Origin of the sequence: Halorubrum ezzemoulense DSM 17463 (assembly GCF_002114285.1) — an archaeon.
GTDB classification, from domain to species: domain Archaea; phylum Halobacteriota; class Halobacteria; order Halobacteriales; family Haloferacaceae; genus Halorubrum; species Halorubrum ezzemoulense.
The window spans coordinates 102,869-126,224 of sequence record NZ_NEDJ01000003.1 but is presented as its reverse complement, the minus strand read 5'-3'; the positions used below and the strand labels follow the sequence as shown (position 1 = coordinate 126,224).

The 23,356-nt window shown below is 62.7% G+C and carries 18 protein-coding genes and 2 tRNA genes; 10 read left to right on the top strand and 10 right to left on the bottom strand.

The features are described from left to right. Positions 1-149 precede the first annotated feature (149 nt). From B9H04_RS02110 to B9H04_RS02100, 3 genes are read left to right on the top strand one after another with little or no spacing between them, the layout of a single operon-like run. On the top strand, positions 150-1,403 hold the full coding sequence (locus B9H04_RS02110; protein ID WP_276325169.1) for a restriction endonuclease subunit S: 1,254 nt from the start codon (positions 150-152) through the stop codon (positions 1,401-1,403). A gap of 1 nt (position 1,404) precedes the next feature. Further along, complete coding sequence (locus B9H04_RS02105) at positions 1,405-4,377, top strand: type I restriction endonuclease subunit R (protein WP_049930703.1); 2,973 nt, start codon at positions 1,405-1,407, stop codon at positions 4,375-4,377. After that, on the top strand, positions 4,374-5,090 hold the full coding sequence (locus tag B9H04_RS02100; RefSeq protein WP_085682403.1) for a M48 family metallopeptidase: 717 nt from the start codon (positions 4,374-4,376) through the stop codon (positions 5,088-5,090). Before B9H04_RS02105 ends, B9H04_RS02100 begins: the two co-directional genes overlap by 4 nt. Positions 5,091-6,569: 1,479 nt before the next feature. Here the strand turns inward: B9H04_RS02100 and B9H04_RS17850 are convergent. Then, a complete protein-coding gene (locus B9H04_RS17850; protein WP_155120032.1) occupies positions 6,570-7,151 on the bottom strand; it encodes a type II toxin-antitoxin system CcdA family antitoxin in 582 nt (193 codons plus the stop codon). Between the two features lie 587 nt (positions 7,152-7,738). On the opposite strand from B9H04_RS17850, the gene B9H04_RS02095 reads away from it, so the two are divergent. Further along, positions 7,739-9,517, top strand: coding sequence for a GmrSD restriction endonuclease domain-containing protein (locus B9H04_RS02095; RefSeq protein WP_049930707.1), 1,779 nt, complete (start codon positions 7,739-7,741; stop codon positions 9,515-9,517). Between the two features lie 658 nt (positions 9,518-10,175). Here B9H04_RS02095 and B9H04_RS02090 read toward each other — a convergent pair. Next, positions 10,176-10,248, bottom strand: a tRNA-His gene (locus B9H04_RS02090). A 141-nt stretch (positions 10,249-10,389) separates the two neighbouring features. Here B9H04_RS02090 and B9H04_RS02085 point away from each other — a divergent pair. The 5 genes from B9H04_RS02085 (at position 10,390) to B9H04_RS02065 (ending at position 14,468) form a co-directional block, all read left to right on the top strand. Then, on the top strand, positions 10,390-10,845 hold the full coding sequence (locus B9H04_RS02085; protein ID WP_049930709.1) for a DUF5814 domain-containing protein: 456 nt from the start codon (positions 10,390-10,392) through the stop codon (positions 10,843-10,845). Positions 10,846-10,969: 124 nt separating this feature from the next. Further along, the gene (locus tag B9H04_RS02080) at positions 10,970-11,866 is read left to right on the top strand and encodes a COX15/CtaA family protein (protein WP_343122396.1); all 897 of its coding nucleotides are present in this window, start codon (positions 10,970-10,972) and stop codon (positions 11,864-11,866) included. Positions 11,867-12,005: 139 nt separating this feature from the next. Continuing rightward, complete coding sequence (locus B9H04_RS02075; RefSeq protein WP_049930712.1) at positions 12,006-12,827, top strand: basic amino acid ABC transporter substrate-binding protein; 822 nt, start codon at positions 12,006-12,008, stop codon at positions 12,825-12,827. Positions 12,828-12,906: 79 nt separating this feature from the next. Continuing rightward, on the top strand, positions 12,907-13,743 hold the full coding sequence (locus tag B9H04_RS02070; protein WP_049930713.1) for an amino acid ABC transporter permease: 837 nt from the start codon (positions 12,907-12,909) through the stop codon (positions 13,741-13,743). Next, positions 13,740-14,468, top strand: coding sequence for an amino acid ABC transporter ATP-binding protein (locus B9H04_RS02065; protein WP_049930716.1), 729 nt, complete (start codon positions 13,740-13,742; stop codon positions 14,466-14,468). The genes B9H04_RS02070 and B9H04_RS02065 overlap by 4 nt, the downstream gene beginning before the upstream one ends. A gap of 7 nt (positions 14,469-14,475) precedes the next feature. On the opposite strand, the gene B9H04_RS02060 is transcribed toward B9H04_RS02065, so the two are convergent. Continuing rightward, the gene (locus tag B9H04_RS02060; protein WP_085682402.1) at positions 14,476-15,546 is read right to left on the bottom strand and encodes a zinc-dependent alcohol dehydrogenase family protein; all 1,071 of its coding nucleotides are present in this window, start codon (positions 15,544-15,546) and stop codon (positions 14,476-14,478) included. A gap of 146 nt (positions 15,547-15,692) precedes the next feature. Between B9H04_RS02060 and B9H04_RS02055 the strand changes: the two genes are divergently transcribed. Further along, entirely contained in the window at positions 15,693-16,847 is a 1,155-nt protein-coding gene (locus B9H04_RS02055; RefSeq protein ID WP_049930720.1) for a sensor histidine kinase, read from the top strand. An 18-nt stretch (positions 16,848-16,865) separates the two neighbouring features. Here B9H04_RS02055 and B9H04_RS02050 read toward each other — a convergent pair whose 3' ends face one another. The 7 genes from B9H04_RS02050 to cmk form a co-directional block, all read right to left on the bottom strand. Further along, positions 16,866-18,368: a replication factor C large subunit gene (locus B9H04_RS02050; RefSeq protein WP_049930722.1), complete on the bottom strand. Its 1,503-nt coding sequence runs from the start codon at positions 18,366-18,368 to the stop codon at positions 16,866-16,868. Positions 18,369-18,423: 55 nt separating this feature from the next. After that, the gene (locus B9H04_RS02045; protein WP_049930723.1) at positions 18,424-18,720 is read right to left on the bottom strand and encodes a DUF3006 domain-containing protein; all 297 of its coding nucleotides are present in this window, start codon (positions 18,718-18,720) and stop codon (positions 18,424-18,426) included. Then, a complete protein-coding gene (locus B9H04_RS02040; protein WP_049930724.1) occupies positions 18,717-20,174 on the bottom strand; it encodes a lamin tail domain-containing protein in 1,458 nt (485 codons plus the stop codon). The genes B9H04_RS02045 and B9H04_RS02040 overlap by 4 nt, the downstream gene beginning before the upstream one ends. A gap of 144 nt (positions 20,175-20,318) precedes the next feature. Further along, a tRNA-Pro gene (locus tag B9H04_RS02035) sits at positions 20,319-20,389 on the bottom strand. Between the two features lie 46 nt (positions 20,390-20,435). Then, on the bottom strand, positions 20,436-21,608 hold the full coding sequence (locus tag B9H04_RS02030) for a succinylglutamate desuccinylase/aspartoacylase family protein (RefSeq protein ID WP_085682401.1): 1,173 nt from the start codon (positions 21,606-21,608) through the stop codon (positions 20,436-20,438). Positions 21,609-21,631: 23 nt separating this feature from the next. Next, positions 21,632-22,702: an RNA-guided pseudouridylation complex pseudouridine synthase subunit Cbf5 gene (locus B9H04_RS02025; protein WP_049930726.1), complete on the bottom strand. Its 1,071-nt coding sequence runs from the start codon at positions 22,700-22,702 to the stop codon at positions 21,632-21,634. Between the two features lie 19 nt (positions 22,703-22,721). Further along, positions 22,722-23,300 (bottom strand): (d)CMP kinase, encoded by a 579-nt coding sequence (gene cmk, locus B9H04_RS02020; RefSeq protein ID WP_049930728.1) that lies wholly within the window; start codon positions 23,298-23,300, stop codon positions 22,722-22,724. Positions 23,301-23,356: the final 56 nt, after the last annotated feature.

Sequence of the window (23,356 nt, the reverse complement as noted above, 5' to 3'; positions counted from 1 at the left end):
CCGCCGACAGCGACAGCTCTCCGTCGGTTCGTCGAAGATTTTCTTGTCAAGGCCACCAGCACAACCGCTCCGCCGTGGAACTCAGGCTTCAGAAACAGCTAGCCGAAGATGCTTTGTGAGGTACTGAGGTTGAATTCGGACCGAAGACTATCGTCGTCCCGTCCGACTGGTCGACCGTGCGATTCGGAGAGGTATTCAACCATCGCCGCGAGTCTATCGACACCGATGAAAGAGATACGGTTCGATACGTCGGCCTGAAGAATCTCGATAGTGGGGAACTCGATATTAATGGCTATGATGAGGATGGTGCTGAACGTAGTAGTTCCCGCGCGTTCCGTGAGGGCGATGTGCTTTTCGGAAAACTCCGGCCAAACCTTAACAAAGCAGCCATAGCGCCGTTTGATGGCATTTGCTCCTCAGATATTATTCCCATCCACAGTGAGGACCCAACCCTCCAGCGATATTTGCCGTATTTAATGCATTCGACCCTCATTCGCGACCGTGTCGTATCGACAATGGAGGGAACGAATCTCCCCAGAACGTCGTGGACAGACCTAAGTAAGACTCTCATTCCTCTTCCCCCAGAATCCGAACGCCGCCGCATCACGGAGATACTCGCTACAGTCCACGATGAGATTCAACAAGCGGACCGGAGTTTAGAGGAGGCCCGTTCCTTGGAAAAAGGCTTAACAGAGGACCTACTTCAAAGTGGAATTGGACACACCTCGTGGACTACCGTGCCTATCGGCCCTCGCGAGTATCAGTTACCAGTCTCTTGGGAGGTAGAGCAGGTCGAGGATATCCTTGACCAAGAAACCGACAAGAAGCCGATTCGTGGGGGGCCACCGGGTGGCAGAATCAGTAAAAAGGACAGGGTAGAGGAAGGGCCGAAAGTGTATGTTCAGGAGAATATAATCTATAGAGATTACTCGATGGGGACCGAGTATCTCACCGAAGAGAAGTTTGAAGAATTGAAGAGCGCAGCACTTGAGCCGGGAGATGTTGTCATTACACGTGCAGGTACAGTTGGCCGTACCGACGTGTTCCCCGAATCGGCTCGAAAGGGGATAATGGACTCCAGTCTAATTCGCTTGAAGGTCAATCAGCAGCGGGTCCGCCCAGAGTACCTCGCTGCGTATATTTCTGACTCCCCGATTTCAAAGTTCCAAATCGAGTCAATGAGCCACGGGGGGACGCGCACTAATATCAATAACCAGATAATCAAGTCACTCAAGATACCTCTTCCTCCCCTTGACGAGCAAGACCGAATAATCGAAATTCATAATCTAGCACAGAAGAAGGTCGAGCAAGAACGTGAAACGAAACAACGACTCCGGGAACTAAGACAGGGACTGATGCAGGACCTTCTTACTGGGAAAGTACGCGTCAGTACGGGGAATTAGGATGTCTGATGAGTACGCCGATGCTGAGCGCCCTGCCTTACAAACCCTCCAGACTCTTGGCTGGGATATCTACGACCAGCAGCAACAGGTGTGGAGGGACCCCCGCGAAACGAAATCCTCGGCTGTACTCGAACCTCGACTCCGTAACGCTGTCCGTGACTTGAACCCGTGGCTTTTGGATAACAACCTGAACGCGGTCGTCCGCGAGATTCAGCAGGTGGCGGGGACGAGTCCGATGGCCGAGAACGAGCAGATACACGCGAAACTCGTTCGACACACGTCGGTCAAGCAGGACCGGGGGCATGGCACGAAGCACCAGACGGTCAAGTACATCGACTTCGAAAACCCCGAGAACAACGACTTCTTCGCGCTCAGCCAGTTCGACGTAGAGGGCGACATCGAGACCATCAAGCCCGACATCACGCTCTTCGTCAACGGCATCCCCCTCGGCGTAATCGAATGCAAGGCCCCGACCATCGCCGAGCCGAAGAGTGAGGCACTCGAACAGCTCCAGCGCTACCAGAACGAACGCACCGAGACCGGGAGTGAGGGGGCGACCGAGCTCTTCCGATACAACCAGTTCTCGGTTGCGACGTGGTACGAGGGCGCGGTGATGGGAACGTACGGGACGCCCAAGAGCCAGTACAAGCCGTGGCGCGACACGTACCCGATGGATGACGACGACCTCGCCGACCTCTTGGATATCGACTACATGTCCCCGCAGCATCGGATGCTCTACGCGCTCTTCGAGCCCGAACGGCTCCTCGACCAGCTCCGTCACTTCACGGTTTTCGAAACCAAGCAGAGTGGGACCGTGAAAATGGTTGCTCGGTATCAACAGTACCGAGCGGTCCAGAAAGCCTTAGAGCGAATCGAACATCGGAGCCACCGGGAAGCACAGGGTGGGGTCGTCTGGCACACACAGGGGTCCGGCAAGTCGCTCACGATGCTCTTCCTCGGGCTGAAGCTCCGCCGCAAGAAGCCTGACCCGACGCTACTGCTCGTTACCGACCGGACGGCGCTGGACAGTCAGATACACGCCACGTTCCAGCGGTGCGGCTACCCCAACCCGAAGCGAGCACAGGACAAGGAAGACCTCCGCGAGAAGCTGAGCAGCCACGCTGGGGAGACCATCACGACCCTCATTCAGAAATTCCAGCTTGACGACGATGAAGAGGGTGACTTCCCGGTCCTCTCCAGTGACGACGACATCTTCGTGATGGTCGACGAGGCCCACCGGACACAGTATGCGACGCTCGCGAATAATATGCGAACGGCGCTGCCCAACGCCTACTACCTCGGGTTCACCGGGACACCTATCGAGAAGGAGGAGCGCGACACTCGTCGGGCGTTCGGAAACTACATCGACACGTACACCATCGACCAGTCGCTCGACGACGATACCACGGTCGAAATACTCTATCAAGGCCGCCTCGCTGACATCCACCTCGAAGGCGCAAATCTCGACCGCATCTTCGACCGCGTGTTCGCCGACTACTCCGACGAGGAGAAAGCAGAAATTAAGAAGCGGTACGCCCGTGAGCAGGACCTCGCCGAAGCTGAGACGCGTGTCGAAGAAGTCGCACTCGACATCATCGAGCACTACGAGGACGAAATCGCGGACCGGTTCAAAGGAATGGTCGTCACGACCAGCAAGCAGGCCGCCGTCCGCTACAAGAAAAAGCTCGACGAGTTGAACGGCCCCGAGTCGCGGGTAATCATCTCGAAGGGCCACAACGACCCTGAGCATATCAAGCAGTGGACCCCGACTGACAGCAAAATTTCGGAGTACAAGGACTCGTTCGTCGACCCGGAGGGCGAGGTCGAACTCCTCGTTGTCTGTGATATGCTTCTCACGGGCTTCGACGCACCGGTGGCGCAGGTGATGTACCTCGACAAGCCGCTGAAGGAGCATAGTCTTCTGCAGGCTATCGCCCGTGTCAATCGGCCGTTCCCGGAGAAGAACCACGGGCTCATCGTCGACTACTACGGAGTCTCGGACGACCTCCGAGAGGCGTTGGCGATGTTCAGTGAGGACGAGGTGAAGCACGCGATGGTTCCGCTGGAGGACAAGAAGCCTGAGCTCGAAGCTGCCCATCGGAAGGCGAAGTCGTTCTTCGACGACCTCGACGATATGGAGGTGTGTCTACAGACGCTCGAAGACGAGGACACGCGTATCGAGTTCAAGAACGCCTACAAGCGGTTCTCCAAGTTGATGGACATCGTGCTGCCGAATCCGATGGCGAATCCGTACAAGGGCGACCTCGACCGCCTGAGCGAGATTTTCGCAAGGGCGAAGCAGCGCTATCGTGACGACTCGATGAATCTGGAGGGTACCGGGGAGAAGGTGCGCGAAATTATTCAGAAGCACATCCGCTCAAAGGGCATCGACGTGCTCAACGACGACCCGGTCTCGATAATGCAGAGCGATGAGTTCGATGCTGAACTTGAAGGGTTAGAGAGCGACGAAGCCCGTGCGAGTGAGATGCAACACGCCATCAAGCACGAGATATCTGTTCGGTACGACGAGGACCCCGTTCAGTACGAGTCGTTACAGGAGCGCGTTGAGGAGCTCATCGAGAAGTACAAGCAGAAACGCATGAACGACCGCGAAATCATCGAAGAGCTCCGTGAGGTGCTCGATGAGATGCGGACGCGTGACCAGCAGGCCAAATCGAAGGGGCTGGAGGACGCAACCGAACTGTCGTTTTACCACGCACTCGAAGAGGTCCTTCTTACCGAAGACCACGACACCGACCAGCAGGAACTCGTCGAGTTGACGGGCGATATCATCGCCGAGGTGGAGGATGTCGCTGATGTCGTTGAGTGGCAGGAGAAGGTCACTGTCCAACAGAAGCTCCGGAAGCGGGTGAAGCTTCGACTGATGAAGGCCGACATCCAGATGTCGGGCGAGGAGCGAACCGAGCTTACGAACCGCATCGTCGAACTGGCGCGTGCTCACTACCAGCCATGAGAGAGTATCATATCGGACAGACGGTCGTCCCGTATAAAATCGAGTGGAGTCCGGACCGGTCGACCATCGGTCTCTCGATGGACTCCTCGATGGAACTCGTAGTCCGCGCGCCCGTGGAGGCTTCCATAGACGACGTGGAGGACGTGTTGGAGGAGAAGCGGCAGTGGATACTGGAGACGCTCTACGGTCTCGCTGAGCAGGAAGACCCTCCTCTTGACAAGGAGTATCTGAGTGGGGAGAAGCTCCTCTACAACGGGCGGCGCTATCGGCTCAAGGTGTATGAGGACGATGTGCCAGAGCCGAAACTCGACTTCGATGGAGCGCGGTTTGAACTCTGGATTCCGAACAATTCGCCCGTCAGTATCAAGCGCAAACGCCAAGCGGTCACTGACTGGTACGTAGAGAAAGCGACCGAGAAGCTCCCCTCACGTGCAGACCGCTACATCGACAAGTTGGGATTGGCGGAGGTAGACATCAAGGTTCAGTCGCTCCAGCGCCGGTGGGGAGAGTACAGACCGGGGGTAGTGGTACTTCACTGGCGTCTCATACTTGCACCTCGAAAGATACAGGACGACGTTGTGGCTCATGAGCTCGCCCATTTCAGGCACGAGGAACACTCTGACGCGTTCTGGAACACAGTCGGTACGCTCGTTCCAGACTATCGGGACCGACGTGAATGGCTCAGGGTCAAGGGAGGAAGCCTGAGTGTATAGGTACCGTTTCCAACGGATGAGCGATGAATTTTCTAAGGTGTAGGAAGCAGCCACCTATCGCTATTTTCGGGGGATACAAATCTCTCACTGGAAATTAAATCATCCGTTGACATTACCGAAGTCATCGATGAATTCCTCTCGTGTCTTGTGGACGACTTGCGTCTTCGACGATTTCTCTCTTCCAGACCGAATGCTCTGTTTCAATCTGTCCCACTCCTTGTCGGATTCAGGAATGTGTACAGAACAGTAACCATAAGTCTCGATATAGTAGGGCAGAAAATTCGTGAGAGTTACTGTGAACTCTGCATCCCGGTCACAGTTCATACACTTCAGATTAGACTCATCCATCTACCTGTTCTCCCCACCATGGATGTCGTCTATTGGGGGTCTTAGCTGTCTTCGTGCCACGAGAGAAGATGTGTATCTCTAATTCCTCACTATCCCACGCTCGGGCCTCCGGGTCATCTACTGGATAGGGAATGGAGATGATGCCATTTATTTTCGCAGTTGGGTCATTATCGGCTGGGTATCGTCGGAGAACAGATGAGATGCTACTTCCCCTTATAACGATATCCATCCCGAGCATGTGGTAAATTCGAGAGAGGTCCGCAACCTGACCAACCTCCACGAAGTAATCTGGGGGGACGGGTGCGACATCTGCCCGTCGTATCCCATGCGGATAATGTGGCTCAAATACTACCTGAGAGTAGCCTCGCTTGCGGAGAAACCACGTTGCGATGGCTTTTAAATCGGCATGGAGAGGTGTGAACATACCTGCAGCGGCAACCAAACGCCGGGCGCTGGCAAACTCACTTGTCCGGATAGCTTCGGAATTGAATCTAATAGTCTCTAGTGAGAGATATCCCATCTCAATTAGCGCCGCTAATCGAGCACTCTCACGTCTCCCCGGAGGTGGAATAGTTAGAGCTGCAGTCCCTTCCTGAGGTTCTGACTGGAGATTACTCACGAGCCAATTCCAATTTTTCCTCGCTCAGATTTAGGAGCATCTCTGCCTTTGGTCCAGCTCGCCAGATTGGACTGCCCTCAGATGACCTCGTGACCCAATCGTACGCCTGAGCCTCGCGAAGGCATCGGCGGACTGTATGCCTCTCTTCTGGCTTGAACGGAAGGTCTGTGAGTCTGAACTTCCCAGTCCGGATTATCTGTTCTAGAATGGCGTTCCAAGCCTCGTCACGTAGCGTCAGTATCTTTCACCAAGTATAGAAACGCTCGCAGCATATATGAACCAGCAACTTTAGGAGAGAATCTAATTTCTGAATAAAACCATTGCAATCCGATGTTCAACGGACGTGTATGGTAGATTATCCTCCGATATTGACTGACGGCCAAATTCAGTATTACCGAGTTGAAGAGGACTGGCGTTTCTATGAGTGTGAAAATTGTCAATTAAAAGTCTCCGCAAGAGAGGTGCGTGAAAAGATACACCTCCATCGGTGCCAGTGTCGAGGTGACTTCTAACTACGGTAGATTGGATACACGTCCACGCATTACCTCCAGCAAGCGTTGTACATTATGCTTGGAGTCGATTGGGTGGACAGTCCCGCGCGGGTTACCCCGACCGAGAACTTGCTTAAGCTCCTTGTTCGAAACCGCGTCGTCCTCATCCAGTACGGTATACCAACGAGTCGGTAGGTGAAATTCGGTTTGGCTCCCACCGTACACTTGTTCGTCACCGATTACAGGCTCATCGTTGGCTGTTCCGATGACACGACCTTCGGCTCGAACACCCTGTTCATCAACCCAGAGGAAGATTCGGTCACCGGGAGTGATAGTTGAGCTGTCGGTGGGATTGACTAGCTGGTATCCGAACTCGTCCCAGTTGCCGTAGGCGGCCGCGACACCGTGGTCAACGACCTCCATTCCAACGACATCCTCATTACTAAACGTGTCTCGATTACTGTTCACGAAGAAACTGTCTGACTGTGTCATAGCATCTCTGAGGGCTCTTTCAGCGATGGCGGAAATGTTGATTTCATCTCTGTTTTTGGCTTTTTTCACCAACTTCTCGTCCATCGTTACTGATACTGTTCTGCGGGCCATCGCGTTCACACATATATGTCTCGGGTATATATTTGTTTTGGCGTGATTACGGTTTTACCCATGTATTATTGATATCACAATATGGGTAGGCACCTACAATTGGCTCTGCAAACACTACACGAACTGTACTTCGTTGCAATGGGGGCACTTCACCACGGTTTTGTCGATGAGTTTACCACCTGTGGCGCCAACGACCGCCCCGGGAACTGTACCAGCAATCCCACCGGAGACCACGCCAAATAGACCTCCTGCGATACCTAAGCCTGAACCGACCATTGCGCCAGCGCCAGCACCTGCAACGGTTGCAGATTTCTTGCTTGCCGGATTCTCTTTTGGGTCGAACTCGGCATCACACTCTGAACAAGTTGCTCTAATATCTGTCACAATAAACGGGTATCTGACATGGTAATAAATTGAGGGGATACTATTATCAATTCTAAAATCCCGGTCCTAGTAATGTATTCTCTGTACTGACCGGAACCGAGGTTGAACGTATATCTTCCTGAGTATTTCAACAGAACCCTACATTTCTTCGACGCAGTCACTGTGGCTGAAATTTATACCACACGCAGGCATCTGCTGGTACAATGCCGAGTGACCTCAACATAAGTCTGGCAAACAAAGGGATTCAGACTCTTGTCCGAGAGATTGAAGATGGGAAAATTGTACTGCCTGAGTTCCAACGCGATTTTGTCTGGCCTACAGGACAAGTCGCGAAACTGCTTGAAAGCCTCTTGAACGGGTACTATATCAATACTCTTCTGACGCTCCCTGTTATGGCTGGAGAAGAAAACGTCCCGTTCCCTCCCCGGTCGGTTGAGGGCACTGACGAGGAACCAGTGAACAGTGGTGGAATGGAAATGATACTGGATGGACAGCAGCGGATAACGAGCATCCACTACGCGCTCAAGGCTCCAGATACTCCGTTAGATAACACAAAGCACCCACAGCGGTTCGGACTACGGTTCAGCAAAGTGATAGAGGGGACGCTTGATGAGTCAGCAATTGTCTGGAACAGCACCTACTACGGAATGTGGGGAGAACTGGCAAACGATGACTATGAAACGCAGGTTGAGAAAGACTTTGTACCGTTCACTGTCTTCCGGAGTTCCGACGCCTATGATGACTGGCGTTTTGGTATGGAAGACTTCTCGTCTACCGTTGAGAACCTCTCAATTGACGACGTGCGTGAATTCGATAGGAACACCAAGGTGTTTCGTTCCTATGATATCCCCATTATTGAATTCTCAGCGGATACGGACCCGACTACAGTCGTCCAGACGTTTGAAAGAATCAATACACAAGGGCTAGAGTTGGGCGTTTTTGACATCCTCACGGCTCGATTATACCCGGATGACATTCAACTGAGAAAAATCTGGGAGAGGACAGTCAGGCGACAGCCGAATATCAGGTCGTATAGCGATACTACAGGGGAAGGAACCGCTCGGAATCGGATGCTAAAGACACTTGCACTCTACCGTGACAGCGAGTGTAAGGAAGCTGACCTCCGTGACCTCTCTTCGACTGGCTTTGTGAACGATTGGAACCAAGCGGCTGAGATGCTTGATAGGTCTTTGGAGAAGGCACAGTCGTCTGGTGAAGGTGGACTGGGTGTCATTCAGAAATATGGGTTCCCATACGGAACGATGCTGCCAACTCTCTCTAATCTAATTCATATAGCAGAACGTGACGGGTCGTACCCAGACCAAGAGGGACTGAAGATGGTTCGGCAGTGGTACTGGGCAAGTGTGTTTTCGCTACGGTACAGCGGCAGTTCTGATACAGTCTCTTACAACGATTATCGTGAGGTTCGTGATTGGATTCGGGATGACCGAGACGAGTTACCCGATTCTATCGAAGCCGCTCCGAGACGAATCCCCGTTGAACTTGACCTCACAGAACTCACCCGTGGAGGGCCGTATAAGGGGCTGATGAGCCTCTTGGTTCTGAACGGAGCATGTGACTTTGGGACCTTTGAGAGTATCGAGGTCCACGAAGTAGATGACCACCATATCTTCCCGAATTCAGTCCTGAAGTCAGGTCTTGACAGCTTCCAATATGGCACGACTCAACGGAATCGGATACTGAATCGGACCGTTATTGAGTCGCGAGGGAATCGTTTCCGGTACAGCGATTCACCACCCAGCGAATACGTTCCACAGATGATAGAGGAACACGACGAAGGCAGAGAGGGTGTCAAACAAGTTCTCGAAGACCACTTTATCAACGAGAAGGGGTTTGAAGCAATGCTTGAGGACGACTACGAGACATTCTGTGCCGAACGCCGGTCGGTTATGCAGAACGAAGTGAGCAAACGAGTTGGGATAGACATAGACTGGAATATCGGTGAAGAAAGTCGTCTGTGAGGTTCACCACTACTCACGTCTAATTCGTCAGGCATACCATGTCAGAACGTATTTCTGCTGGTTTTTTTTATCGTGGTCGTGGGATTCCCGGGGGAACACATTCTGAACACCACTGCACCCAGCCGTTAGCATCTGACTGGTCACTCTCGTCGTAGAGGTGCCAGTGTGCTTCGATGATGGTGTCATCTTCATGGAGTTCTCGTCCGCAGTCGTCACACAATCTGAGATTTGGACTTGCTTGGTTTCCTCGATTGATTGGGTCATGGCCAGTCATCGGTGAGGGGAGAAAATCTGGGCTCGTTCTTTATTCCGTAGCCAGTTGTATTCTGAGTGAGCAGCTTGGACGATTTCGGTAAGTTTGTCTTCTGAGCTTCCACTCACGAGGACGAGAGTTCCGTCGTTCTGTAGCAGGCATTGGCGTTCCATACAACAGAGATGGATAGGCGAGAGATAAAACAGAAAGTTTAGTCCAACAATCTCACCAGAGTATAAAAAGAGTACCGTACCACTATTGGTTATATTCCAGAATCGACCACGGTCCTCTATCTGTATTTAGCATGACACAGACTATAGAGGATTTTATGAGGTTCTGAACATCTCAGCCTTAGAAGGCTGAGGCACAAAGCTAAAGCGTTGAATTCGGGCGTTAGAAGCCTAGGTCCGGGTGCGAGAATCGAACCCGCGTCTCAGCCTCCACAAGGCTGAAGGATAGTCCACTACCCTAACCCGGACACGCGTCGTCTAGTACCCCGCTTCGATAAATAACGGTTACGACTCCCGGACGGGCGTGTGACGCGATGTCGTTCGAACCGCCGACGGTCTCTCGATCACCGCGTCGCTTTTGAGGGCTGCGGGCGTACAAATCGCTAACTGTGGCCTTTACCGACAAGATCTACGTGAAGAACCACCGGCAGCTCGCCTCCCAGCTGGAGGCGAACATCCCGAAGGGGGCGTTCGCCGGCGCCACCCTCGACCTGCTGTTCACCGGCGACGGCCTCTCGAAGCTCGACGAGACGACCCGCGACCGCGTCCTCGACTTCGCCGAGGACTTCCTCGACTGCGACTGCGATTCGAACCCGTACTGCGGCTGCCCCGAGGAGAAGTTCATGCGCTATGTCCTCGAACTGCGCGCCGAGGGGCTCGGCCCGCAGGCCATCGTCGACGTGATGACCGACGATTACATGGTGTACGCGTACACCGGCGACGTGCTCTCGTTCCTCGACGACTCCGTCCGGAAGCTGGAGGCGATCGAGACGCTCGCGGACGTCGACGGCGACGAAGAGATGTCCGAGCGGGCGCGGCGGGCGAAGCGAGAGCTGTCCGGGTAGCGGTCGCGTACCGGGGGACGCTCGACCGCCTCGACCGTCCGTCGCCGCCTGTCGACCCGTGCGCCCTTCTCGATCGCGAGGAGCGGCCGAACGGTCTAAGTGCGCGCGCGCCCGAAATCGGCTAATGAGTCTTCGGCCCGCGTGGCTAACGTTCAGGCGATACGCGGCGGCGACGACGGGGATGACGCTCGTCCTCTTCTCGCTCGGCGTCTACACCGCGGCGACCGGCTCCGGGCTGGCGTGTCAGGCCCAGTGGCCGCTGTGTTCCGACCAGCTCATCCCGGCGCTCACGATCAACCCCGACTTCATCGAGTGGTTCCACCGGGCGTGGGCGATGGTCACCGGCTTCCTCATCATCGGCGTCGCCGGGTGGACGTGGCTCGGGTCCGGGTTCGAGCGCCGGACCAAGCTGGCGGCGACGCTGGCGGTCGCTATCTTACCGCTCCAGATCACCGTCGGCGCGATCACCGTCACCCTCAGCGGGCTCATCCCGGGCGGGTACACCGTGTCCACGCACGCGGCGCACCTGTCCGTGGCGCTGATCATCTTCACGCTGCTCGGGCTGGCAACGATCTGGGGCGGCGGGCGCGGGAACGCGCGACTGCTCCGGGCGGCCGCGGGAATCGCCGTCGCCGGTATCGTCGCCAGCGCGGTCTTCTCGCGGGCAGTCCCGTTCCTCACCTACGCGCCGCCCGCGCAGGCCGCCTTCTACATCACCGGACTCGCCGGACACCTCGGGCTCGTCGCGGCCGTCGCGTACGCGACGGAGGCGGTCCGGGGCGGGTACGACGAGCTCGACGCCGGGACGGCCAACACCGTTCGCGCGTTGGCGGCCGGGTCGTTGGCCGCGCTCGTGGGCACGCTGCTGCTCGGCCGGGACCTCGTGTTGTACACCGCGACGTGGCAGCAGATCAACCTCGCCGTCTTGGCCGTCGCCGTCGCGCTCGCCGCGGGCGCGGCGTGGACCCTCCGCGACGCCGACGAGATGCGCGACGGGAGCGTCCCGATCGGCGGCGACTGATCGGGCCGCTCGCCGTCGGGTCGCGGCCCCGAACGGAGCGGCGTCTCTCCTGAACGACCCTGTCGAACCCCCGCAGTTCGGCAAATATTGCTATCTCGCGGCCGAAACGTTGAAATCGTGATCAACCGAGAAACGGTGTATGGACGAAAACCGTTCTGTGAACCGGCGACAGTACCTGACCGCGGTCGGCGCGAGCGGACTGGCGGCCACCGCCGGCTGTATCGGCGGCGGCGGCGGGGGCGGTGAGACGATCACCATCGGCTCCGACATCCCATACGCGCCCTTCGAGTACCGCAACGAGGCGGGCGACCTCATCGGATTCGACGTCGAGATCGCCGAGGCCGTGTTCGGCGAGCAGCTCGACATGGACTACGAGTTCCAGGAGACCTCCTTCGACGGGATCATCGCGTCGCTGAACAACGCGAACTTCCGCGTCATCATGAGCGCGATGACGATCAACGAGTCGCGCGCCGAGCGGGTCGACTTCTCGGACCCGTACTTCACCGCGTACCAGACCGTCCTCCTCTTGGAGGGCAGCGACATCGGCTCCCGCGAGGACCTCCAGGGCACGTCCGTCGGCGTCCAGCGCGGGACGACCGGCGAGGCCGCCGCCGAGGACCTCCAAGAGGAGTTCGGCGGCGACCTCCAGATCGAGAGCTACGACCAGATCAACGGCGCGTTCGACGCGCTGCTCAACAATCAGGTGGACGCGGTCATCAACGACAACACCGTGAGCGCCTCGTTCGCCGCGGAGAACGAGGAGGTCGTCTTCCTCGAGGGAGACGGGGTCGCGGCCGACCGCGACGACGCGCCGCCGTACCTCACGCTGACGATCGAGGAGTACGGGATCGCGTTCCGGCAGGACGACGACGACTTCCGAGAGGAGGTCAACGGGGCCCTCGCGACGATCCGTGAGAACGGGACGTACGAGGAGATCTACAACGAGTACTTCGACGGCTGAGTCTCCGGACCTCGCCGTCTCTACCTGATATCACATGGCAACACAGACAGAATCGGAGTCGAGCGGCGGCGGCGTACTGATGCGCGACCGGCTGGTGAAACGGGTCGGCGAGGTGGCCGCCGGGGGGTTCGTGCTGGCCATCGGGGGACTGTTGGCCTGGATCCTTTCGACGCAGGTCGACTACAGCCTGCTCGCCTCGCCGCTCATCGCGCGGCGGTTCGCGGAGGCGTTCTTCCTCGTCATCCAGATCGTCGTGATCTCGAGTCTCCTCTCCGTGTCGCTCGGCGTCCTCGTGGGGCTCGGCCGGATCTCGACGTCGAACGTCACCGGACGGATCGCGAAGGGGTACGTCGAGTTCTTCCGCGGCACGCCCCTGCTGTTCCAGCTGTTCGTCATCTACTTCGGCGTGCCGCGGCTCTGGGCCACCGGCGAGTTCCCCTTCACGGACTGGGCGATCCCGGCCGCGATCATCGGGCTCACGCTGAACCACGGCGCGTACGTCGGCGAGGCGATCCGCGGCGGGATCGACGCCGTCCCGAACGGCCAGATGGAGGCGGCCCGGTCGCTCGGGATGTCCCGCGTGATGGCGCTGCGGCAGGTCGTCCTCCCGCAGGCGTGGCGCAACGCGCTCGCGGCCATCGGCAACGACCAGATCATCCTCGTGAAGGACACCTCGCTGCTGACCGTCATCGCCGTCCCGGAGATCATGAGCGTGTTCCGAAACATCAACAGCAACCAACTGGACCCGTGGACCCCGCTCGTGTGGGTGTGCGTGCTCTACCTCGCGATCACGATGTCGATGAGCCAGCTCGTCAACGGACTGGAGCGCCGGTCGGACTGGGGGTCCGACAGCCGGATGTTCGGTCGGCTGTCGGGGCTCGGCTCCGGCGACGACGACGGGGGTGAGGAGGCGTGACCGGTCCGCTCGTCGAGTTTGACGGCGTCGACAAGTCGTTCGGCGACACGCAGGTGCTGTACGACGTCGACGTCGATGTCGACGAGGGAGAGGTCGTCGTCGTCATCGGACCGTCCGGGTCCGGGAAGTCGACGCTGCTCCGGTGTGCGAACCGGTTAGAGGAGATTCAGGGCGGCGACATCCGGCTCGACGGCCGGTCCGTGATCGAGACGGACGTCAACGAGATCCGACAGCAGATCGGGATGGTGTTCCAGTCGTTCAACCTCTTCCCGCACAAGACCGCGCTGGAGAACGTCGCGCTCGCCCCGGAGAAGGTGAAAGGCGAGCCGGAGGGCGAGGCGAAGCGGGCCGCGTCCGACCTCCTCGACCAGGTCGGGCTCGCCGATCAGGCCGAGTCGCACCCGGGCGCGCTCTCGGGCGGCCAGCAGCAGCGCGTCGCCATCGCCCGCGCGCTCGCGATGGAGCCGCGGGTGATGCTGTTCGACGAGGTGACGAGCGCGTTGGACCCCGAGCTCGTCGGCGAGGTGCTCGACGTGATCGAGGGACTCGCGGCCGACGGGATGACGATGGTCCTCGTCACCCACGAGATGGGCTTCGCCCGCGAGGTCGGCGACCGGATCGTCTTGATGGCCGACGGCCGAGTCGTTGAGCGGACCGAGACGCGGTCCTTCTTCGACGAGCCGTCGACGGACCGCGGTCAACAGTTCCTCTCGCGACTGCTGTAGGCCGCGCTCAGAACTCGGTAACGACCGCCACGCCCGCCACCTCGTACTCGTCCATCGCCGCGAGCCGGCCCGACACCTCCGGCAGTGACAGTTCGCGAGCGACCAGGGCGCCGGGGTCGATCCCCGTCGACTCGATCAGCGCGAACAGGTCCGGGTAGCTCGTCGGCGGCATCCCGCGCGAGCCGAGGAACGAGATCTCCCACCGGGTCATCCAGTCGGTCGGGAGCGACACCTCGCCGCGTTCGGCGTCCGTCGTGAGCCCGACTTGGACGTGGGTGCCTCGGGGACGCAGCGACCGGACGGAGTTCCGACAGGTCTCGGCGATCCCCAGAGCGTCGAGCGAGATGTCGGCGCCGCCGTCGGTGAGGTCGCGGATTTGCTCGGGGACCGAACTTTCCTCCGGCAACGACCCCAGAGTCACGCTCTCGTCGGCGCCGAGCTCGCGAGCGAGCGAGAGGGCCGCGTCGTCGATGTCGACCGCGATCACGCGCGCGCCGAGCGCCGCGGCGATCTGGACCGCGGAGAGGCCGACGCCCCCGCAGCCGTGGACGGCGACCGCGTCGCCGCCGCTGACGTTCGCGCGCTCGGCGAGCGCGTGGTACGCCGTCATGTACCGACAGCCGAGCGCCGCGGCCGCGGTCGCGCCGAGCCAGGTGGGGCGCCCGACGAGGTTGTAGTCGGCGGCCGGCACCGCCACTCGCTCCGCGAACGCGCCCGGGGCGGCGGCCTCGAACCCCAGCGCGCGGCCGTCCTCGCAGACGTTGCCGGCCCCGCGGCGGCAGTGGGGGCACGTCCCGTCGCCGAGCGAGAAGGGGACGACCACGCGGTCGCCCGGGCGGAACCGGTCGACCTCGTCGCCGACCGCGACGACCTCGCCGGCCGGCTCGTGGCCGAGCACTTGGCCGCGCGGGACGCGGTCGTCCGCCCACTCCCCGTGACCGGCCCACGCGTGCCAGTCGCTGCGGCAGACGCCGCAGGCCTCCACGCGGACGACGGCGCCGTCGGGCTGCGGTTCGGGGTCGGGAAGCTCGCGAACCGCGAGCGGCTCCCCGTGGTCTCGAAGGATCGCAGCGCGCATACGGCGATCAATCGGCGGACGCGACAAAGGTCTCTCGGCGGTTCCGCTTCCGCGATCGATTTTTTCGTGTTATTTTGACTTGATCTCAGTGTATGACAAGTGATAGTTGAGTAATGTTTATGTGGACCGAGTAATCTGGTTGACACGTGTCACGACCGATGAAGCGACGGCCCGGGATCGCCTACCGCCGACCCGAGGGGGACCCCTCTCGGTTCGTGATCGAGGCGGGAGACGATCCGCGGGTCCACGCCCCGGAGCGGCCGGACGGCGGTTGGCTCGACTGCGTGGCCGACGAGGACCGCGACCGTCTCCGGGAGGCGCTCGAGACCGACCCCGTCGACGTGGTGTACCGCGTCGCGTCCGACAGTGAGCCGCAGTGGGTCCACGAGCGTGGCCGGGCGACCGAACGCGGCGACGTGGCGGGGTACCTCTTCCCCGCCGACGAGCGCGTCGAGCGTCGCAAACGGCTGGAACGACAGCGCGAGCGGCTGGAGGAGTTCGCGAGCGTCGTGAGCCACGACCTCCGGAACCCCCTCTCCGTCGCGGTCGGAAACATCGAACTGGCCGACGACCTCGACGGCGACGCGTCGACGGAGCAGCTGGACCGCGCCCTCGACGCCCTCGACCGCATGGACCACCTCATCGGCGACGTCCTGACGCTGGCGCGCGAGGGGAAAACGGTTCAGGCGACCGAGCCGACCGACCTGCGGTCGGTCGTCGAGAGCGCGTGGCGGACGACGGGCCGACCGGCCGACGCCGCGCTCGTCGTCGACGCACCGCTCCCGACGATCCGGTCGGACGCGGACCGGCTCCGACAGGCGCTCGAGAACCTCTTCCGTAACGCGATCGAACACGGGACCCCGGACGAACCCGGCTCGGCCGGCACCGGCGGCGACGAGTCGGACCCAGACGAGCGCGGCGCGCCGAGGACGTTCGCCTCGGGAGCGGGGTCGCAGGCCGACGGCACTCCCTCGGACCCCGACGAGGCCGCGGTCCGCGTCCGGGTCGGGCGGACGCGCGAGGGGTTCTACGTCGCTGACGACGGGCCCGGGATCGACCCCGACCAGCGAGACGCCGTCTTCGATGCTGGACACACCACCGCGAAGGACGGGACGGGCTTCGGGCTCGCCATCGTCGAGCGAATCGCCGAGGCGCACGGGTGGACCGTCTCGGTGACGGAGGGCCGGGAGGGCGGCGCGCGGTTCGAGTTCTGCCGCGTGGATGCGATCGAGCCTGCGGGCGTGAGCGACGGCGGTTCGGGGCCGAGTTCGTCCCCCCTCAGCGGCAGCGGGAACCGGTGAACTACCCCCGAGACCGGCTCACATGAAGTCGGTCAGCCCGGCCTGATCGTCGTCTTCCTCCTCGTCGGCCGCTTCGTCAGCGGCCGCGCCGTCCGCCGAGTCGCGCTGGTCGCTCCCGTCGGCGGTCGCCTCGGAGCCGTCGCGGTCCGGGTCGTCGGGCGCGCCCGAGTCGCTCTCGTCGTCTCGGCGGTCGGCCGCGGCGTGCGCGAAGGCGCCGTCCGCGTGCTCCTCGATCAGTTCCTCGCGGCGGGCCTGCGCGTCCTCGACGATCGACGCGACCTTGTTCGTCGACTCGCCGGAGCCGGTAACGAAGGCGACGCCCGCCTCGTCGAGGTCGTATGCGGCCGCCATCGCGACGGTCAGCTCGCGGGGCTTACAGTGGTGCGTGACGGTCTTGAGGAACGGGAGCACCTCGCGTCTGGCGGTCGCGACGCTACAGCCGCTCGCGGCCGCAATCTTGTCGACGACCTCGTCGGCGGTCGCGTCCGACGACGACCAGAACTGCGGGCGGCCGTACCGGGTCCAGCCCCCCTTCTCGCCGTCGCGGGCGGACGCGACGCCCGCCGCCGCGTTGTCGGTCGCGTACCGCCAGTAGGAGTAGTTCTGCGTGGCGCGGACGCGGCCGAGCCACACGTCGGCGTTCGCGAGGAAGTCGTACGCGCGAACCGCCGCCGCCGGCTCGTACACGTCGAGGACGTTGTTCTCGATCCACGCCGTCAGGTCGTCCGGGGTCTCGTCGACGGCGTACGCCGACCGGAGCGCCTCCTCGGCGGACTCCTCTTTCAACACGGCGTCGAGGAACGGGAACAGCCCCAGCGCCTTGTCGCGGTCGCCGGTGACCACGTCCTCGACCGTGATCGAGTCACGCCCCTGCGTCGCGGCTTGGAGGTCGTTGACCGCGCCTCGGAGGTCGCCGCGGTTCCCCTCCGCGATCCGCTGGAGGGCGTCGGAGTCGAACTCGATTCCCTCCTTGCGGCAGACGTCGCGGAGGACGGGGACGATGGAGCGCGCGGAGACGTCGCGGAACTCGATCTCCTGGGTCGCGTTCCGGAGCCCCCGCGACATGTCGTAGTAGTCGTTGGCGATGAGCACGATGGGCTGGCCGGACTCCTTGACCAGCTTCGTGATCGCCGAGGCGCCGCCGCGGTCGTAGTTGCCGTGGATGTTGTCCGCCTCGTCGACGATGACGAGCTGTCGCGAGGCGGTGTCGCCGCCGGCCGCGCCGCCGCCGGCCGCGCTCCCGCTGAGGGTGGCGTTCCGCGCGGCCCGGCCCGCGAACCGCTCGATGACGTCGGCGGTGCGCTGGTCGGAGGCGTTCAGCTCCACCGTCTCCCACCCCATGTCGTTCGCGAGCGCGTGCGCCGCGCTCGTCTTCCCGACGCCGGGGCTGCCGTGGAGGACGACCGCCTCGTGATGGTCGTCCCACGAGCGGGCCCACTCCGCGAACGCGTCGCGGGCCTTGTCGTTGCCGCGCACCTCCGAGAGCGTGCTCGGGCGGTACTTCTCCGTCCAGTCGGCCATTACCGAAGCAAGGAGCGAGCCGCGTTTAGTGGTTGCGGAGCGACCGGCGCCGCCCTTACGCCCCCTCGTCGGACGGCGGTCGCTCCGAGAGCCGATCGAACCGGTCCTGCGCCGCCTCGGCGCGACGCTCCGTCTCCTCGGGCTCGTACGAGGCGGCCTCGATACGCCCGCCGTCGAGCGTCACCGACAGGACCGCGTCGGCATGCCCTCCGTCCGGCGGAAGCCGCGAGGCGTCCAGCACCGCGTCCCCCACCTCGTCGCCGTCGCGCTCGAAGAACACGGTCGCGAGCCCGTCCTCGACGCCGTCCACGACCGCGGTGTACTCGCCGTCGGGGAGATCGATACCGGTCATTCGTAGCTCACCGCAAGCACGCGTTCCCCGGCGGCGTTCGAGAGTATCACCGTGTCGCCGGCGTTGTTCCAGACCGGCGACCCCGCCCCCCAGTACAGTTCGGCGTCGGTGTCTGCGCCGCTCCCCGTCCGGAGCGTCACCGTCGCGCCCGCGTCGAGCGTGTATCCCTCCGGGAACGCGTAGCTGTGCGCCGCCTCGTCCGCGACCGTCCACCCGGACAGGTCGATCGGCTCGTCGCCCGCGTTCTCGAAGATCACGTACTCGTCGTTCAGGTTCTCGCCGTCGTCGCCCTCGGCGTCCGCGTTGATCGCCGCGACTTCCAAGGCTGCGGCCGGATCGGTCGACGCCGTCTCGTCCCCTCCGTCAGTGTCGCCGCCGTCGTCGTCGGCGTCGCTGTCGTCGTCGCCTCCGCCTCCGGAACCGCCGTCGACCGGGTCGCCGCCGAGCCGAGCGCGTTCGACGACCTCGCCGCCTGCCCCGGGTTCGATCGGCTCGCCGTCGCGCACCGCGAGCGGGTCGGTGGGCGCGTCGCGCTGCGTCCGCACGGAGACGCCGTTCCCGTCGCTCACGAGGACGACGGTCCCGTGCGTCGCGGTCCAGTAGGTCGGGAGCGACCGGTCCGCGAACCGCCGGAGGACCTCCTCTGTCGGGTGACCGTACTGGGAGTCGTACGCGCTCGACACGACGACCGCCCGCGGTCCCACCGCGTCGAGGAACGGGCCGCTCGACGAGCTCGACGAGCCGTGGTGGCCGGCCTTCAGCACGGTCGACTCCAGTTCCGACCCGTACGCGTCGATCAGGTACGCTTCTTGATCGTCTTCGGCGTCGCCGGACAGCAGGAAGCTCGTCTCGCCGTGGGTGAGCCTGAGCACGACGCTGTTCTCGTTGCGCGCTTCGCCTTCGAGGTACGGCTCGGGCGGCCCGAGCACGTCGACGCCGACCGCGCCGAACGAGATCGCGTCGCCCTCGTGCGTCTCGTACAGCGTCACGTCGTGCTCCTCGACCGCGTCGAGGTACTCGGCGTAGGTCTGCGTGCTCGCGGCGATGCCGGGGTCGTAGACGGCACCGATCCCGTCGGCCTCCGTCTCGTAGTGCTCGATGATCGCCGCGTTGCCGCCGATGTGGTCCGCGTCGTTGTGCGAGGTGACGAGGTGGTCGATCCGCGTGATGTCGTGCCGCCGGAGGTACTCCAGCACGTACTCGCCGTCGTCGTTGTAGTGACCCGTGTCGACGAGCATGGTCGCTCCCTCCGGCCCGACGACGAGCGTGCTGACCGACTGCCCGACGTTGATGAAGTGGACCTCGACGGTGCCGTTCGCCGCCTCGGCCGCCGTCTCGTCGCCCGCGTCCGGTCCCGTCGGCGCCTGATCGCCGGGTACCGCGCCGGCACAGCCCGCGAGGAAGATGATCCCCGCGAGCAGGAGGATCCGGAATGCACCGCCCGTTCGTTTCATGTTTCGTTGATATTCTACACGGGCAAAGAGGTACGCATCCGTTACCGACCCGCACGTGTACTGTCCCGGATCGCGTCGCACCGTCCGCGAAGAGCGACAGCGGTCGCGCTAGCCGCATCCGGACGGTCCGCGTAGAATTCCGTATGGGACCGCTGAGAGTCGAACTCAGGTCATACGGACCCCATCCGCATAGGATACCACTACCCCACGGTCCCTGACTACACGCTGAAAAACGACGGTCCGGTAATTAAGGACTTCGCTTCAGTCGTCGCCGTCCCGCGGGACCACGAGGTCGCCCGCGTCCCGCACCGCGAGGCTCCCGATCGCGTCGCCCTCGTAGACGGCCAGCCCCTCGGCGCGACCGAGGACGTACCCATCGCGGTCCGCCTCGACCGTCCCGCGCTCCGCGCCCGCGGCGTCGACCACGCTCGCGAGGACATCTCCCTCGTCGAACGCGTCCCCGGCCGCCACCCGGTGCCGGACGAGTCCGGAGATATCGGTCGTCGGCCCGCGGAAGCGCCGCACGGGAAACTCGACAGGGGCCGGGGCCACGCCGACCCCGGGCTCGCTAGCCGACTCGGGTACTTCGTCAAGGAGCCCGAGTTCGACCGCGACGCCGACGACGCCCGCGACGCCAGCGTCGAGGAGCGCGTCGTCGACGACGCTGTGGGCGCCGAGCTCCGCCGTGAACGCCGGGATCCCCGCCTCGTTGAGTACGGCGCCCGCGGTCGATCGCTGGAGGTTCTCTTCGACGTACTCTGCGGCGGGATACTCCCGGACCACCGGAAGCCCGAACGCCTCGACGAGTCGGCCGAGGTCCTCAGAGAGCGCGGCCGCCTCGGCCTCATTCCGTCGGTCACCGTACAGCACGCGGTCGCGGATGGCGAACGGCTCGCTACCGACGCCCGCGGTGTGACAGTCGATCAGTGCGTCCGCGGTCGCGTCGGTGCCGACCGCGTCGACTGAGAACTCGTTCCCCTCGTCCGACGACTCGCCGGTGATCGCGGCGTACAGCCGGGCGTCGATCCGCTCTTGGAGCTTCGGCGGGCGGGCCGACTCCGCGTCGGCGGCCGGGAAGTGCCGGTTCGGGTCCTCGTCGGCGTAGTACGTCTCTCGCGCGTTCCGGCGCAGGCCGGCCGGGGAGACGACGGGCACGACGACGACAACGCCGGCGAGGTCGGCGAGGCGGTCGCCGAAGGTCGCGACCGCGTCCTGGACGACCGCGACGCCCGTCGCCTCGTCGCCGTGGACGCCGCCGGTGAGCCACAGCGTCGGCCCGTCGGCGGCACCGTTCGCGACCGCGACCGGGAGCCGTTCCGTGCCGCCGGTCGGCAGGTCCCCGACCGTGAGCCACCCGCGGTCAAGCGTTCCGGGCTCGGCGCTCGCGCTCCCGACGGCTACCACTCCGCCTCCGTCTGCGTCCGGCTCGTCCATGTCCGCATCTGGGGGCGGCGAATTTATAAAAGAACGCGCTCCAAGGCGACAACCGTCCCGTTCTCGGCGTCCGGGTCGCCGACGACGCGCCCGAGGCAGACCGCGGTGCCGTCCGGCGTGAAGCACGCGGCGAGCGGCGGGTCCGGGTCCGTGTCGCGGTCAGTCGGCGCGTCGCCATCCGTGTCGGTCGGCGCGTCGCCATCCGTGTCGGTCGGCGCGTCGCTATCGTTCGACGCGTCGTCGCTATCGTTCGACGCGTCGTCGCGGACCGCCGCCGGGATCGCCGCGTCGTCGACGTCGATCACGCCGGGCGCGTACACGGGAGCCCCGGTCGCGACGCTGCGGGCGGCCGACCGGGCGACCGTCACCGCGGGGAGGTGGGCGAGGGCGTCCTCCGCCGGGCGGACCACCTCGCGGAGGAGCGCGTCGTCGCCGTCCCCGGCCCACGCGAGCGCGTCCACGAGGTCCTGAAGCGTGCGGAGGTCGCGGTCGTCGAACGGATCCGTGGCGCTGCGCCGGAGGTGTCCCATGTGCGCGCCGCCCCCCGTCGCGAGTCCGATGTCGTGACACAGCTTCCGGACGTACGTCCCCGACTCGCAGCGGATCCGGAGGAGCGCCCGGCGGTCGGCGACCTCCAGCAGGTCCAACTCGTGGACCGTCCGCGTGCGGAGCCGACGGCTCACGGCGCTCTTCCGCGGCGGCTTCTGGTAGATCTCGCCCTCGAACTCGGCGACGACTTCCCGGAAGTCCGACGGGGGTGACCCGTGGAGCTCCAGCACCGCGACGTACTCCTTTGCCCCTTCGAGGAACACCTGCGCCATGCGCGTCGCGTCGCCGGTCAGCATGGGGAGACAGCCAGTGACCTTCGGATCGAGGGTCCCCGAGTGAGCGACGCCGCGGGTCGGCGGCCCCTCGGGGTCGAGCGTCGCGAGCGTCTCGTCTATGGCGTCCCGCACCCACGCCGACACTTGGTGCGAGGAGGGCCCGGCGGGCTTGTCGAGGTTGACGACGCCGAACCGGAGCAGCTCCGGCACCGACCGCTCTCCGGGAGGCGCTCTAAGCGGGTCGGGGTCGGCGTCGGAAGGATCTGTCATGCGGAGGTCAGTCGCGGGTTCAGAAGTCGTACACGACGCCGTCGACGGGCGCTTTCCCCTCGTCGTCGTCGGGGTCGTACGCTTCGACGGTCGCGACGAGGACGTCGAGGAAGCGCTCGGGCCCCCAGCGGGCGGTGTTGTACGCGGCGTCGTAGATCGAGAGGTCTTCGATGTCGATGTTGTAGTACTCCCGGTACCGCTTGCGCTCGGAGGCCTCGCGGCGCTCCGTCTCCGTTCGCGCGCGGTCGGTCGGCTTCGCCTCGCGCTCCGCGATCCGCTCCGCGCGGACCGACAGCGGCGCGTCGAACCAGAACCGGAAGTCGGCGTGGTCGGCCGCGAGCCACCCGGCGAGCCGCGATTCGAGGACCACGTCGTCGCGCTCGACGGCGATCTCGCGGAGCCGGCGGTCGAGGTCGCGGTCGATCTGCGGGTCCTCCTCGGCGAACTCGTTGAACTCGACCGGCGTCATGTCGCGTTCGGCCGCCATCTCGCGGAAGATGTCGCCGCCGGAGACGTGCCCGAGACCGAGCGCGTCCGCCAGCTGGACGGCGTTGGTGCTCTTCCCGCTTCCAGGCGGGCCGGAGACGGTGATCAACATATCACCACTGCGCGGGTGTCGTTCAAAACGGTTGTCGTTCGGCTGCGGGAGCGCGC